The following is a 13,828-nucleotide window of genomic DNA, read 5'->3' on the forward strand; positions in this document are numbered from 1 at the left end:
AGATTAATTGCTAAAAGATTAGAATTTGAAAAGAAATGATAACGGTACAATTTAAATAATTAGCTAAGTATTTATATTAACATAACTACCGGCAATATTAATAACAAGAAAATGACAGCAGAGGAATATATTAAAAAAATAAACGAGCAGATTCAGGGTATTTTTGATTCTTCTTTGGATCAAAACAAAGATGTAATTAATAATGGAATTGATTTTTCCAAATCGCTTCAAACATGGTTAGAAATAATACCTGAAGACAATTATAAAATTCTTCTAACAAACAGTATTCAATCTTTGGAACTTTCAATAATTTCTCAAACTTATTGTTTATATAGAAATGCTTTTAGTTCTTTAAGACTTTCTATGGAAATGTTATTTGGAGGTGTGTTTTTTAGCACTGCAACACTTGACTTTATTGAGTGGACAAAATCATCAAGAGACTTAAATTGGAGTACAATTAACGATCTAAACAATGGAGTGCTTTCACATCGTTTTTGCAACGCTTTTTTTTTAGAACTTAAAGATAAAAACGAGGAATACTATACAAAAGCAAAAGAATTGTATAGAGATTTATCAGAATATGTGCATGGTAACCATCACACATGGATTACGGAAAGTGAAGCCTTGAAAATTGAAGAAAAAGAAATCATCTTATTCAATAAATCATTAAAATCATTTTTCGAAATTGCAAATTTTGTACTTTGTTTAAGATATTTGAAAACCCTAAAACAAAGTCAATTAGAACAGGTCGAACCAATCGTTATGCAAACATTAAATCATGTTGAACCAATTCTTCAGCATCTAACTTCATCTAAATAAAAATGGCAGAGATATATTATAGAACTGAAAATATTCGTCCAGACGAGTTACCCAATATAATTGTAAAATCACAATTAGAAAATGAAATAATTGAATCGCTAAAATCAAACGCCAATTTAATACTCGAAGGCAGTAGAGGAACAGGTAAATCATTCTTAATGAAATATGCCTGTTATCAATTAGAGCAAAACTTTGAGACAGAAAAAATACTACCGGTATACATTACGTTTATGGCTAGTACTTTAATCCACACTACTGATACATTTCAATTTAGAAATTGGATGATAGCTCGTTCTTTACGTGAGCTAATAAAAAGTAGTCTCAAAAGAGGTTTGGTGTTCTCTAATTATGCATCAACGTTATTGAACACAGAAACCAATTCTGAAACCAGTTCGCTTGATAATATAATAAAAGCATATGAAGATTCATATAAGAATCCAGGCACAGTGATAGATGCGACATCACTTCCTGAACTAAATGATATAATTGACGCATTAAATGACATATGTGAACAAAATCAAATCAAGGGTATATACTTTTTCTTTGATGAAGCGGCTCATATTTTCCGACCAGAACAACAAAGACAATTTTTTACTCTATTTCGTGACTTTCGCTCACCATATGTTTCATCTAAAGCAGCTGTTTATCCTGGTGTAACTCATTTTGGCGATACCTTTGAAGGAATTCACGATTCAGTCTTTAAAAAATTAGATAGGAATATTCTAGACCCCGGATACTTAAGCTTCATGACAGAAATGGTTGAAAAGCAAGTTGACCAAGGGAAATTGACAATGATAAACCAAAATAAAGAACTCTACAATACCGCTATCTTTTGTTCAAATGGTAACCCGAGAATTTTATTAAAAACGACTCAAGGGCTTCAAAGAATTAGTAGTTCTGAAATAGACACATTAATTCGTAATTTTTATCGTAATGAAATTTGGGCTGAACATACTTTACTAGGCGATAAATTTAAAGGACACAAAGTACTTATTGATTGGGGCAGGAAATTTCTAGAAGATACTGTAATACCAAGCTTAATAAAGAAAAATTTCAATGAAGACGGAACGATTAGGACTGAAACAAGCATATATTTTTGGATTCACAAAGATTCCCCTATACAAATTCGTGAGGCTCTTAGACTTTTAACTTATACAGGTATAATTAGGAAAATTGATGACGGTGTAAAGGGTACTAGATCATTAATTGGAACTCGTTATGAGGTAAACTATGGTGTATTTTTATCGCAAGTAAACAATCCCACAAGGAACTCAAGAGAATTAATTGCAAAACTTCAAATTAATAATTTTTCAGAGTACGGACAAAATCATGCTATTTATAGTGACCTAATCGACAAAAATATCATTCTAGAAAATGATGAGATGCTGGTTGCATCAATAAATAACATTTTGGATAAATCCATTTCTAATCTCGACTTGTCTGACTGGCAAAAAAACAAATTAATTAATGATGCAGGCCTTTTAACCATAAATGACCTTATCAATACAAGTGAACAAGATTTAATCAACAAACTAGAACAAGTTGGAGTGAAAAGATCAAGACAAATGAAAAATGCTGCCTATGCAGAACTACTAGAATATATCTCAGGATAAAATAATCCTCCTCCTAGAAATAGGATTTTGCTTTAAAAGAAAAAAATAATTTAATTAATGCCCCTCCATTTCTTCTCCCGCCTCCGACGCGATTCCAAATATGGCGGAGCGCCGCACAAGCCGGTGTTACTTCTCGCAATCCTGGAACTCGTGCGTAAAGGAGAAATCAGCAATAACCGCATTGCAATTACCCCGGAGCTGGTACTCGAATTCAAATCCATTTGGAGCAGGCTGGTGGTTACGCCACACATCCCGAACTTTGCTTTGCCGTTTTATCACATGAAGTCGGAGCCGTTTTGGAAACTGGTTACTTATGGCGGCATGGAAATCCCCGTTACCTCTTCCAACAGCATCCGCAGTTTGAATGCATTGAAGGAAACCGTGGCTTTTGCAGAATTAGACGCACAGGTATTCGCCCTCATGCAGGACCCGATTCAGCTGGCGGTTATGGAAGAAGCCCTATTGGACCAATATTTCCCGGAAACCAAAAGCCGGTTCCATGTTCACGAGGCCGATCTGTTTACCCAACTGGAAGCAGAGATCCTGCGGGAAGACGCGGTTTTATACCGCAAACGGATCGATGAATTGAAAGAAACGCTTTCGAAGGAAGAATTTGAAGAAGAAGTCTTTGTTCGCGGTGGCGTGTTCAAGCGTGAAGTGCCAAAAATCTACGGCTACCAATGCGCCATTTCGGAAATGCGGATCGAATCTTCTACCAACGCGCAAATGGTGGATGCCTGTCATCTCATTCCGTTCGCTATTTCAAAAGACGATACGATCACCAACGGCATTGCTCTTTCTCCCAATCTGCACCGGGCTTACGACCGCGGACTGATCACCATTACGGAAGATTACCGGGTGAAAATATCGAAAGCCATCTCGGAAAACCATTCGCCCTATTCCCTGGGACAATTTGACGGAAAAGAAATTTTATTGCCGCGCAACCCCGATTACTATCCCGCCATTGAAAACCTGCGCTGGCACCACCGCGAGTGTTTTGTGGCTTCCTAAACCCTCTCCCCCAGCCTCCCATAAACCTCCTCCGCAAGTTTGCTTAAGGCTTCTGGTGTCCGGTATTTCTCCAAATCATCTGCCTGCTCGAGCAAAAGTTGATAAAACTCCTGGTTCTGCTCGGTGTTGCTGATTCCCATCAGCGAGAAGATCACCGTTACATTTCCCAAATAATAGCTGCCGGCTGAAATATCCAGGTTTTCCAATACTCCGATCAGGCGGGAAATTTTGATGTCGTCTTGTATCAAGCTGAGGATGTTTGTTTTCATAAGAAGGAATTGCTTCATGCAATGATAGGAAAGCAGCAATATTTAATCTGTATTCAACTGAATACAACACCTAACAATTTTCAATACTCCGATTTTCCCCTTCTTTTATAAAGTATATTGATCAACCTTCCATCTTTAATAGATATACACAACTATCAACGCTTAGCGCTTGGTATATATGTAGATAACAAGGCGACCGGTAGGCGCCGTTAAACATCTGTGCATCTGTGGCAAAGAAAAGCACCGCAGGTGCAGGTGCCCGGCGCACTTACAACACTCCCGCAACCCCAATCAAAAGCCCGTACCTGTCAATCAAAGGCATGTGAACTTGAATCAAAAGCGTGTGCACGGGAAGCAAAGGCGCAGAACTGTCTCGCAAAACAAGCGGCAGCTCGAGCAAAGGAGTGTGAAGCTCAAACAAAGACGCGGAAACTTCGATCAAAAGCGCGTGAAGGTGAAGCAAAGGCATGTGATCGTTTAGCGAAAGCGTGTGAACGGAGCGCAAAGGCGCGTGAAGGTGAAACAAACGCGCAGGAAGGTCGATCAAAGGCGGCGGTTGGATAATCCAAACCCGGCGAAAAAAAGTGCAGAAGGACATTTCAATCAATGAAACGGCTGATTAACAGCTCTTAACAATTCATTTTCAGCAGTTTGGCACGCATTTTTCAAAGCCTCTTTCATAACTTTTAATACGGAAAGTCATGAAAAAAAGCACCTTAAACAAGCGCAGTATGTTCGGGAGTGTACATACCGTGCTGGAAGAAAACCAACCAATCTGGATCAACGTGCCGGCTTTTGCAACGGCTGTTGCGCAATTCGAAAACAAACTCACGATCCTGGATACGAAACTAAGCGAACAATCTACGGCAACCACCGGGGTAACACTGGAAAAACAAGCCCTGATCCGGGAGTTGTTCGACGAAATGGTCCTGGCACACCAGGCGCTCTACCTGTTTGGAAAAGACAGTGAAAATACCGCTTTGCGGGAACGGAATAAGGTTAGCAGATCCAAACTGAACCGCCTCACCATTGGGAAGGCAAAAGTGCATGCAAACGACCTGAAGAACGATTTGCTGGCTCAAGGCCCGGCACTGGATGCTTACGGAATCACCCCGGCGTTTGTCAGTGCGTTGATCGCAAAAATCGACCAGCTGCCCGACATGATTGAATCTACCCGCATGGCATTGCTCCGAAGGAAGGGAATCACGAAGGCCATTAACGAGGTACAGTCGAAAATCACGGAGATCCTCCGCGACCGCATGGACCGGCTCATTAAGATCTTCCGGAAAGACCACCCGGATTTTGTGCTGATCTACCAGCATGCGCGGACAGTACTGCCGCATTCCTCCAGGGATCGGGACAATGGAACTACCGCATAACACAGTGTTACAGGGTGCGTGCCGTCTTCGACAGCCACACCTTTCCTTTTTACCACAGATGCACAGATAAATGGGAGGCGCCTACCGGTCGCCTCTTCTTTTTTGTGCCATGCTCACTTTCATAATATAAGAACGACTCAACTACCAATAAGAACATCTGGGTAATAAGCATCCTCCTAGCAGCATAAAATAAGGCGACCGGTAGGCGCCGTTGAACATCTGTGCATCTGCGGTAAAAGAAAAAGCACCGCAGGTGCCCGAAGTTTATGTAATCAATCTTTGGGTTCATGACACCAATTTCCCGTCTCGTGACAAAAAGCAATCCGCAGCACCAAAAATTAGTTACATTCGCTTTACACAATTCACTAAAAACTTTTCTGAAGGATGCGGCCGGTCCTGACGAAAAAATGATCGGATGGTGGGGCGGTTTCCGAAAAGCCTAAGAGTAGGAACGACACATTAAAACTATTCACTATGTCAGCAGGTATTGCAAATTCGTCCGGAACTCTTACAGTGGGTAACGGCGCACAATTCTGGGTGTATTTATCCCCACAAAACGACACTTCTAAAATGATCACAAAATGGCAGGTTACGTTCTCCCAGGGAAACTGGACCGGAATGATTTCCAGCGAAAACCCTACACAACAACTTCAAACTCCGAACCTTTCCGGTATTTTTGATATCAAGGTAGAAATGTGGAGCGGATCTACCAATTCATGGCGCCAGATTCCACCACAACAAGGAAGTACGAACGAAATTGGCTGCAACAGCAATTGCGCATCCATGGTAGGAATTGTGGCAGACAGCACCAACCCGCCGTTAGGAGCAATCAACGCGCATTTCTGGACAACCTGGGATGCATTCTGCTCAAGAGGTTAATCCGTTTATCATAGATTTCACAGGAAATAAAATAATCAGGGGTCCGCAGTTGCGGCCCCTTTCTTTTTTACCACAGATGCACAGATAAACGGAGGCGCCTACCGGTCGCCTCTTTTTCTTTGATTAAGACATAATTGATAGTTGGATAAACGATCTTTTTTCTTAAATTAAAGAGAATGGAAAACTATTTATTGGAAAAAGAGACCTATGAAATCATCGGTCGTTGTATGGAAGTTCATAACAAATTAGGATCAGGATTCTCTGAAATTGTTTACAAAGATGCTTTAGAGTACGAGTTTAGAAAGCATGGAATTTTATTTGAACGCGAGGTTAAATACCGGGTAAAATATAAAAACATTATTCTACCACACCAATTCTTTGCAGACTTTGTAGTCTTTGGTTCAATTATCTTAGAAGTGAAGACTGTATCTGATCTGATAGACCAACATTTCGAACAAACAATCAATTATTTGGCTGTATCCGGCAATGAAGTTGGTTTACTGGTAAATTTCCGGAAACCCAAGCTGCAATATAAAAGGATCATCCTTACAGAAGTATAATAATACTATTCTGAATAGAACATTAGCGCGACTGCCTGTCCCGACATATTCGGGGGTAAGCGTGCTTAACATCTGTGCATCTGTGGGAAAAGAAAAGCTGTGGCAAAAGGACAAAGCACCGCGGGTGCCGATAAAGGAATATTAATAACAAAATCAGCGCGACCGGTAGGCGCGCATAATATCTGTGCATCTGTGGGAAAAGAAGAAAAGCTATGGCAAAAAGGAAAGGGTGTCCCGGCAAAGCCGTGGACACCCTCCCATTTAATATCTATGAAGATCACCATGTAAACAACGGGCGTGCGCTCATCAAAGCATTCACCTCCGAACGTACGGATTTGATCGTTTCTTCGTCACCGATGTTCATCAACACGCGGTCAATCAGTTTCACGATTGCAGGGATCTCTGTTTCTTTAATTCCGCGGGATGTAATTGCAGAAGTTCCTACGCGGATTCCGGAAGTAACGAACGGCGATTCCGTATCAAACGGTACCATGTTCTTGTTTACCGTAATATCTGCCAATACCAGGTTGTTCTCAGCATCTTTACCCGTTACTCCTTTGGAGCGTAAATCGATCAGCATGCTGTGATTGTCCGTTCCGCCGGAAATAATCTTGTAGCCCAGTTTCGTGAATTCTTCCGCCATCAAAGCAGCGTTCTTCTTCACCTGGCCCATGTATGTTTTGTAGTTGTCAGACAATGCCTCACCGAATGCCACTGCTTTCGCTGCGATCACGTGCTCCAGCGGTCCGCCCTGGATTCCCGGGAATACGGCTGCATCCAGCAATGCTCCCATGGATTTTGGATTTCCGTTGTTCCACTTCAGTCCGAATGGATTGTCGAAGTTATGACGCATCATGATCACCCCTCCGCGTGGTCCGCGCAATGTTTTGTGTGTTGTTGTTGTAACGATGTGGCAATGGTCCAGCGGATCGTTCAGCAAACCTGCTGCGATCAAACCTGCCGGGTGTGAAATATCTGCCAGGATCAAAGCACCTACTTCGTCAGCAATTTTGCGGATGCGTGCGTAATCCCAATCTCTGGAATAAGCGGATGCACCACAAATGATCATTTTCGGTTTTTCGCGCTTGGCAACTTCTTCCATCATGTCGTAATCTACCAAACCTGTTTCCTGGCTCACACCGTAGAAATGCGGTTCGTATAATTTCCCGGAGAAGTTCACCGAAGAACCGTGTGTTAAGTGTCCACCGTGAGACAAATCAAAACCAAGGATCTTATCTCCCGGTTTCAAACAAGCCAGGAAAACAGCTGCATTTGCCTGTGCACCGGAATGCGGCTGCACGTTTGCCCAGGTTGCCCCGAATAATTTGCACAAACGGTCGATAGCCAACTGTTCTACTTTGTCCACTACTTCACAACCACCGTAGTAACGCTTCCCGGGAAGTCCTTCTGCATATTTATTAGTCAATACGGAACCCATTGCTTCCATCACCTCATCGGAGACAAAGTTCTCAGAGGCAATTAATTCGATTCCATGTTCCTGACGCTGTCTTTCTGCAGCAATTAAGTCAAATACTTCCTGATCGCGTTTCATGCTTATTCTTTATTTAGTTCAAAAGTTTAAAGTCCCGATAGATATCGGGATCAAAGGGTTCAAAAAGTTTAGACGAATCAAAATTGAACTTTTGAACGATTGAACTTTTAAACCCAATGATTTCGGTGACAAATATAATCTGATTCTATAAACTATCATTGCTTTTAGAGCCTTTTGATAGAATGCAGTTTGTGCGAATGCACTTCGTCGATCTTGCGCGTAATTCCTTTGGAACTAAAGTCGTCGATCCGCACGTATCCGTGGGCATGAATGATCTCGTCTTTGTTGATCAGCAAACCTACATGGTGAATCTTTCCGGCATCGGAAACGAAGAAAGCCAAATCTCCCGGTTCGCGGTCCTCAAAGTCAATTTCCTGTCCCACTTCCTGCTGCTGGGAGGCATTGCGTGGAAGCTGGTAATTGAAAACACGGTGGATCTGCTGCATGAACCCGGAACAATCGATCCCGAACATGGTTTTTCCACCCCATAAATAAGGTGCATTCAAATAAGTCTGCGCAAAGTCGATCACAGAATACGGATCCGGATCATCTCCGTTCAAAAAGCGGTATTCGTATTTGCCGATACTAAAAGTTTCCTGGTCGTCTCCCGGACGAAAGAATCCCTTAGGCAGAATTTGTTTTCCTTCCGGTCCTTCCACGATGCGAAATTCCGAATGTTCTACCACCAATCCGTCGAGCCAGCGGGAAACTTCTTTCTCCCGTAAGTCCTGCACCTGTTTGGAATCGATCCAGCCTTCATAACCATCCATAAACGAACGGATATAAAGCCATTGTTCCTTCACTTCTAATATCTCGACTACTTCTCCGAAAAGAAGTTGTGTCACTATTTCAGCTCGGTCGCTTGCATCTCCGCGAACGGGAGCAATGCTTGCTTTGCAAAAGGCGTGTATTCTGCTCACTTTTTAGGGAATTGAGGATTTTTCGTCAGCTTGAGTGCCTGTTCCATGTGCCGGTCGTTGTGATAAGCCACAAACAACAGCGCATCTCCCAAACGCAGGCGTACCAGTTTGGAAATCGAGATCGGAACTTTCACTTTTTTCAGGTTCACCGCCACCGATTTTTCAATAATTGCCAGGAAATCGTTTTGTCCCTGCAGCAAAGTCTTGATTTCTTCGCCGGTCACCAAAGCCTTGTTCACCAAAGGATTGTACTCGCCCGGTGCATTGAACTTTCGCTTCACATTGCGGGCATTCCCCAGTTTCATCGACATCCAGGCAGATTTCCCCAAAGGCGATGAAGTATAATTGATACGCGGAACACGGAAACGGGTCCGGTCGATGCGGTCATTTAAAGTGGAATGGTAAAACTTCGCGTAAGCATTCAGGTGGGCAAAAATTTCGGCTAAACTCCAGGTCGCAGGATTGGGTTTCCACGCTAATTGATTCTCAGAATAAGTTGAAAATTTCGATTTTAATTGTTGGATATTTCTTTCAGTAATTGTTGCAACTTCGTTGAAGACCCATTGAGTTGTCATATGCTCGAATTTATATCAAATATAACCACAGCAATTTGATTGACAAAAGTTACGCTTAAAAAAGCAACCTTTTTAAACATTTTCCTATCTTTCAGTTATGAAGCCGATTTTTGGAATCTTTTGTGCCCTCGTTTTTTACGTGCAGTCTTATGCCCAGGAAATTAACCATGAGCACCCGTCGCATTACGCATTGGTTGAAAACAAAGGACAGTGGGACGAGAAAGTCTTGTTCCAATCCAGGTCACAGGGAAACAACATCTGGGTGCAGCAGCACGGTTTCTTGTATGACCTCCGGGATTATTCGCCGATGAAACGTGCCCATGCGGTAAATAATCCGGACACTTCCACAACGATTAAAAGCGCTTTATCCGCAGCTCATTTCATTGGTTCCAATGAAGTTTACGAAATTGTCAAAGAACAGCCGCTTCCTTATTATTACAATTACTTTTTAGGAAATGATTCCTCCAGATGGACTTCTGAAGTAAGAAGTTTCCGGGAAGTAACGCTCAAGAATTTCTACAACGGCATCGATCTGAAAATCTTTGACACCCCGGAAAAATTCAAATACGAATTGTGGTGTTCGCCGGGAAGCCCGATGGGGAATATCCAGGTCGACCTGAAAAATTTCCGGCAAATTTCCATCGCTAAGAACGGTGACCTGGTGCTTGAAACGAGTTTGGGAAAAATCATCGAACAAAAGCCCGTTGCATACCAACTTCTGAATGGAAAACTCACCGAGATTCCATGTGCGTTTAAACTGAACGGAACCATTTTGACATTTAAGCTTGGAAAGTACAATCCGCTCGCAAGCGTCATTATTGACCCGGTTTTAGTATTCGCGACCTATTCCGGATCACCCTCGGATAATTTCGGAATGACAGCTACTTATGGCTACGATGGCTCCGCTTATTCTGCCGGAACCGTATTCGGAAATGCCTACCCGACACCGGATAATGCTGCATACGATATTACTTCTAATTTTACCCAAACAACGAATCCTACATACGGAATAACGGATGTGTTTGTATCCAAATATTCACCGGACGGAGAAAACATGCTTTGGACAACCTTCCTGGGAGGTGGAAACACCACAGACGGAAGTGAAACTGCACATAGTTTAATCTGTGACCTAAACAACAATTTATACATCTACGGAGCCACTTCAAGCACCGATTTCCCAACTGTAAATGCTTATCAGGCTGCTCATGCCGGGGGTGTTAGCGGGGCAAACTTCAACAGTAACGGAGTATATTTCAATACGCAGGGAACAGATATCTACGTCTCAAAGATCAGTGCAAACGGGCACAATTTACTGGCCTCCACCTATGTGGGAGGATCTCAGAATGACGGGGTGAATATGAAAAGCGGTGTTCTTTCCTATGATTCTTTAACGACCAACTACGGAGATAACTTCCGGGGCGAGATCATGCTTGATTCCTTAGGAAATTGCCTGGTTGCATCATCTACACGCTCAACAGATTTCCCGGTAATGAATGCCTTTCAGCCCACCAAATCCGGTCAGCAGGACGGCGTTATTTTCAAACTGAGCAGTGACTTGAGCACGATGATGTGGTCGAGCTATTTCGGAGGAACAAACAACGATGCGTGTTATTCCGTAAAGATCGATTCCAGCTACAATGTTGTTTTTTCAGGAGGAACTTCCAGTACCGATATTCCCGGTACAACAGGCGGATTGAATCCGAACTACCTGGGTGGGAAAGCAGATGGTTTTGTAGGAAAACTGACTCCAAACGGTCAAATACTGACACAAAGTACTTACATCGGCGCAAATCAGTATGACCAGGCTTTCTTTGTGGAAATCAACCGGAATGACGAAATTTTTGTACTGGGGCAATCGGCAGGCGGAAATTTCCCGGTAATCAATTCGCAAAGCTACCCGAACAGCAGCCAGTTTATCGCAAAATTAAATCCATCCCTTACGTCCATCTTAAACAGCACTGTTTTTGGTAACGGAAGCCCGAATATCAACATTTCTCCGGCAGCATTCCTGGTTGATATTTGCGGAAACATGTACGTTTCAGGCTGGGGTGCAAGTATTTTACAGACTACACCGCTAAGCGGAATGCCTATCAGTCCGGACGCGTATCAATCCAGCTCGGGCGACGGGTTCAACTTCTATTTATTCGTTTACAAGCGTGATTTTTCCGGTCTGCTTTACGGAAGCTACCTGGGAGGGGACGAGGCCCAGGAACACGTAGACGGCGGAACTTCGCGTTTCGATAAAAACGGAGTCGTTTATCAATCTGTATGTGGCGGTTGCGGAGGCAGCAGTGATTTTCCGACTACCCCCAACGCGTGGTCAAACACCAACCTAAGCACAAACTGCAACAATGTCGTCTTCAAATTCGATTTCCAGCTATTACCGAAAGCAGAGTTTACTCCAAGCAGCTTAGGTGGTTGCGAAGATTTCACGGTTACATTTACCAATACCAGTTCCCCTTCGGATTCTTATGAATGGGATTTGGGGAACGGAACAACTTCAACCGTATTCTCGCCAACGGTGACTTACACCGAGCCTGGAACTTACACTGTTCAACTGCGGGTAACGGATTCGGTTTGTTTGCTGACAGATACGAATGAAATTACTATCAATGTTCTTCCGGATATCCAGCTGGCTGTTTCCAACGACACCATTTTGTGTTCTCCCCTGCCGTTGACATTTACAGCCAATTCATCCGGCAGTGCAGATTATTTTATCTGGTCGTCAGACATCCTGTTTTCAGACACTTTAAATCCTTCTGTGGCAGATTCTGTGCTAAATATTACTCCCGGAGGAACAACCACTTACTATGTGAGGGCCGGAAATGCCTATTGTTCGAAAATAGACAGTGTCACCGTTTTCTTTATAGGCGGAAGTCTGACCATTACCGGCAGCGATTCGATTTGTCTCAATGAACCGACTACATTGACAGCAAACATCAACGTTCCCAATGTAACATTCAGTTATGTTTGGAGCCCGACGAATATTTTAACAGCTACTCCGCAGCAAAACGTGGTGATTGCCAATCCGCCGGTCAGTCAATGGGTGTATGTGGATGCGAACGGATCAAACGGTTGCTTTGACCGTGATTCGATTTATGTCACCGTAGGAACTTTATCCGGAACGGTCAGCGCACAGGCCAACCCGGAATACGTGGTTCCCGGAGGCAGCAGCACCTTAACAGCATCTCCTTCAGGATATTCTTACGTTTGGTTCCCGCAGGCAGGTTTGTCCAGTCCGTACAGCCAGATCACACAGGCAAGTCCGGAGCAAACAACCCTTTATACGGTGAGCATCACAGACGGAATCTGCACCAAATCCGCTTCCGTAAAAGTAAACGTGCTCGAAGTAGTCTGCGACCGTACTTATGTATACGTTCCGAATGCTTTCTCTCCGAACGGAGATTTGGAAAACGACGTACTTTATGTCAGAAGCGCCATTGCCACCAAGATCCTTTTCCGGATTTTTGACCGCTGGGGCGAAATGGTCTTTGAAACAACGGATCAAAACATTGGCTGGGACGGAACATTCAGAGACAAACTCCTGAAGCCGGACACCTATGATTACTACCTGGAAGCTACCTGCGTGCAGGGAGAGCAAAAAATCATTAAAGGAAACGTGACGCTGATACGCTAAGAGAGGTGAAAATGTTTAAACAGTTTCATTTGAACATTTGAACATTTGAACATTTGAACATTTGAACATTTGAACATTTGAACATTTAATCAATCCGAAAGCGGGGCGAAAAGCGTGTTTCGTTAACATCACCGATTTATTAACTCAAAGTATTGTTTTGTATACTCAAAACGTTAAAATGCTCGTTTCTAGCAATCTATATAAAAATTAGTTTTAAATTTAGCGCACAACTCATTACAACTTACTATAACTAATGGTCAAAATTCTATCTATTACTCTTGCGTTCTTTGCGCTTCATTTTACTGCTTTTTCCCAACAGAGTGATCTGGAAGATTCCGAAAGATATATCAAAATCATTCTTGATTCCGAGATTACTCAGGAAGCTCAATCAGAAATTTCTCAAGCATTTAAACAAATTCCGGGGGTCAGGACTTCCAGAATGGACAATTCTACCGGAATTTATCTGGGTATTTATGCACCGAATGAAAATCTTTCAGACCAAACTTTTTTGAATTGGTTTGAAAATCATGGATATACTGTGAAATGTTATTATGATGCCGCTTATACAAATGGCGGCAAGATGATTGAATTATCAAAAAACAACTGCCGCTGAT

The 13,828-nt window shown here is 42.7% G+C and carries 13 protein-coding genes; 8 read left to right on the forward strand and 5 right to left on the reverse strand.

The window, feature by feature from the left end; translation table 11 throughout:
- The first annotated feature begins 111 nt into the window (after positions 1-111).
- Genes QZT69_RS12850 through QZT69_RS12860 form a run of 3 tightly spaced genes read left to right on the forward strand, consistent with a single transcriptional unit; the run spans position 112 to position 3,443 of the window.
- Entirely contained in the window at positions 112-819 is a 708-nt protein-coding gene (locus tag QZT69_RS12850) for a hypothetical protein (protein WP_294674779.1), read from the forward strand.
- A gap of 2 nt (positions 820-821) precedes the next feature.
- The gene (locus tag QZT69_RS12855; protein ID WP_294674781.1) at positions 822-2,432 is read left to right on the forward strand and encodes a hypothetical protein; all 1,611 of its coding nucleotides are present in this window, start codon (positions 822-824) and stop codon (positions 2,430-2,432) included.
- A 57-nt stretch (positions 2,433-2,489) separates the two neighbouring features.
- The gene (locus QZT69_RS12860; RefSeq protein WP_294674783.1) at positions 2,490-3,443 is read left to right on the forward strand and encodes an HNH endonuclease; all 954 of its coding nucleotides are present in this window, start codon (positions 2,490-2,492) and stop codon (positions 3,441-3,443) included.
- On the opposite strand, the gene QZT69_RS12865 is transcribed toward QZT69_RS12860, so the two are convergent.
- Positions 3,440-3,712, reverse strand: coding sequence for a hypothetical protein (locus QZT69_RS12865; RefSeq protein WP_294674784.1), 273 nt, complete (start codon positions 3,710-3,712; stop codon positions 3,440-3,442). The genes QZT69_RS12860 and QZT69_RS12865 overlap by 4 nt on opposite strands.
- Positions 3,713-3,980: 268 nt before the next feature.
- Positions 3,981-4,310: a hypothetical protein gene (locus tag QZT69_RS12870; protein ID WP_294674787.1), complete on the reverse strand. Its 330-nt coding sequence runs from the start codon at positions 4,308-4,310 to the stop codon at positions 3,981-3,983.
- Between the two features lie 103 nt (positions 4,311-4,413).
- Here QZT69_RS12870 and QZT69_RS12875 point away from each other — a divergent pair, with 103 nt between their 5' ends.
- From QZT69_RS12875 to QZT69_RS12885, 3 genes are all read left to right on the forward strand, one after another.
- Positions 4,414-5,091 carry a hypothetical protein gene (locus QZT69_RS12875; RefSeq protein ID WP_294674790.1) on the forward strand — a complete coding sequence of 226 codons (678 nt, stop codon included), beginning with the start codon at positions 4,414-4,416 and terminating at the stop codon, positions 5,089-5,091.
- 474 nt (positions 5,092-5,565) lie between these two features.
- Complete coding sequence (locus QZT69_RS12880; RefSeq protein ID WP_294674793.1) at positions 5,566-5,970, forward strand: hypothetical protein; 405 nt, start codon at positions 5,566-5,568, stop codon at positions 5,968-5,970.
- Positions 5,971-6,146: 176 nt separating this feature from the next.
- Positions 6,147-6,530 carry a GxxExxY protein gene (locus tag QZT69_RS12885; protein WP_294674795.1) on the forward strand — a complete coding sequence of 128 codons (384 nt, stop codon included), beginning with the start codon at positions 6,147-6,149 and terminating at the stop codon, positions 6,528-6,530.
- 277 nt (positions 6,531-6,807) lie between these two features.
- Here QZT69_RS12885 and glyA read toward each other — a convergent pair whose 3' ends face one another.
- From glyA to QZT69_RS12900, 3 genes are all read right to left on the reverse strand, one after another.
- Positions 6,808-8,082, reverse strand: coding sequence for a serine hydroxymethyltransferase (gene glyA, locus QZT69_RS12890; protein WP_294674797.1), 1,275 nt, complete (start codon positions 8,080-8,082; stop codon positions 6,808-6,810).
- A 164-nt stretch (positions 8,083-8,246) separates the two neighbouring features.
- Positions 8,247-9,002, reverse strand: coding sequence for an NlpC/P60 family protein (locus QZT69_RS12895; RefSeq protein ID WP_294674799.1), 756 nt, complete (start codon positions 9,000-9,002; stop codon positions 8,247-8,249).
- Positions 8,999-9,577, reverse strand: coding sequence for a DinB family protein (locus QZT69_RS12900; RefSeq protein WP_294674801.1), 579 nt, complete (start codon positions 9,575-9,577; stop codon positions 8,999-9,001). The genes QZT69_RS12895 and QZT69_RS12900 overlap by 4 nt, the downstream gene beginning before the upstream one ends.
- Positions 9,578-9,674: 97 nt before the next feature.
- Here QZT69_RS12900 and QZT69_RS12905 point away from each other — a divergent pair, with 97 nt between their 5' ends.
- The gene (locus QZT69_RS12905) at positions 9,675-13,214 is read left to right on the forward strand and encodes a T9SS type B sorting domain-containing protein (protein ID WP_294674803.1); all 3,540 of its coding nucleotides are present in this window, start codon (positions 9,675-9,677) and stop codon (positions 13,212-13,214) included.
- A 253-nt stretch (positions 13,215-13,467) separates the two neighbouring features.
- Positions 13,468-13,827, forward strand: coding sequence for a hypothetical protein (locus QZT69_RS12910; protein WP_294674805.1), 360 nt, complete (start codon positions 13,468-13,470; stop codon positions 13,825-13,827).
- Position 13,828: the final 1 nt, after the last annotated feature.

It is taken from the genome of uncultured Fluviicola sp. (genome assembly GCF_902168135.1).
Lineage (GTDB): Bacteria > Bacteroidota > Bacteroidia > Flavobacteriales_D > Crocinitomicaceae > Fluviicola.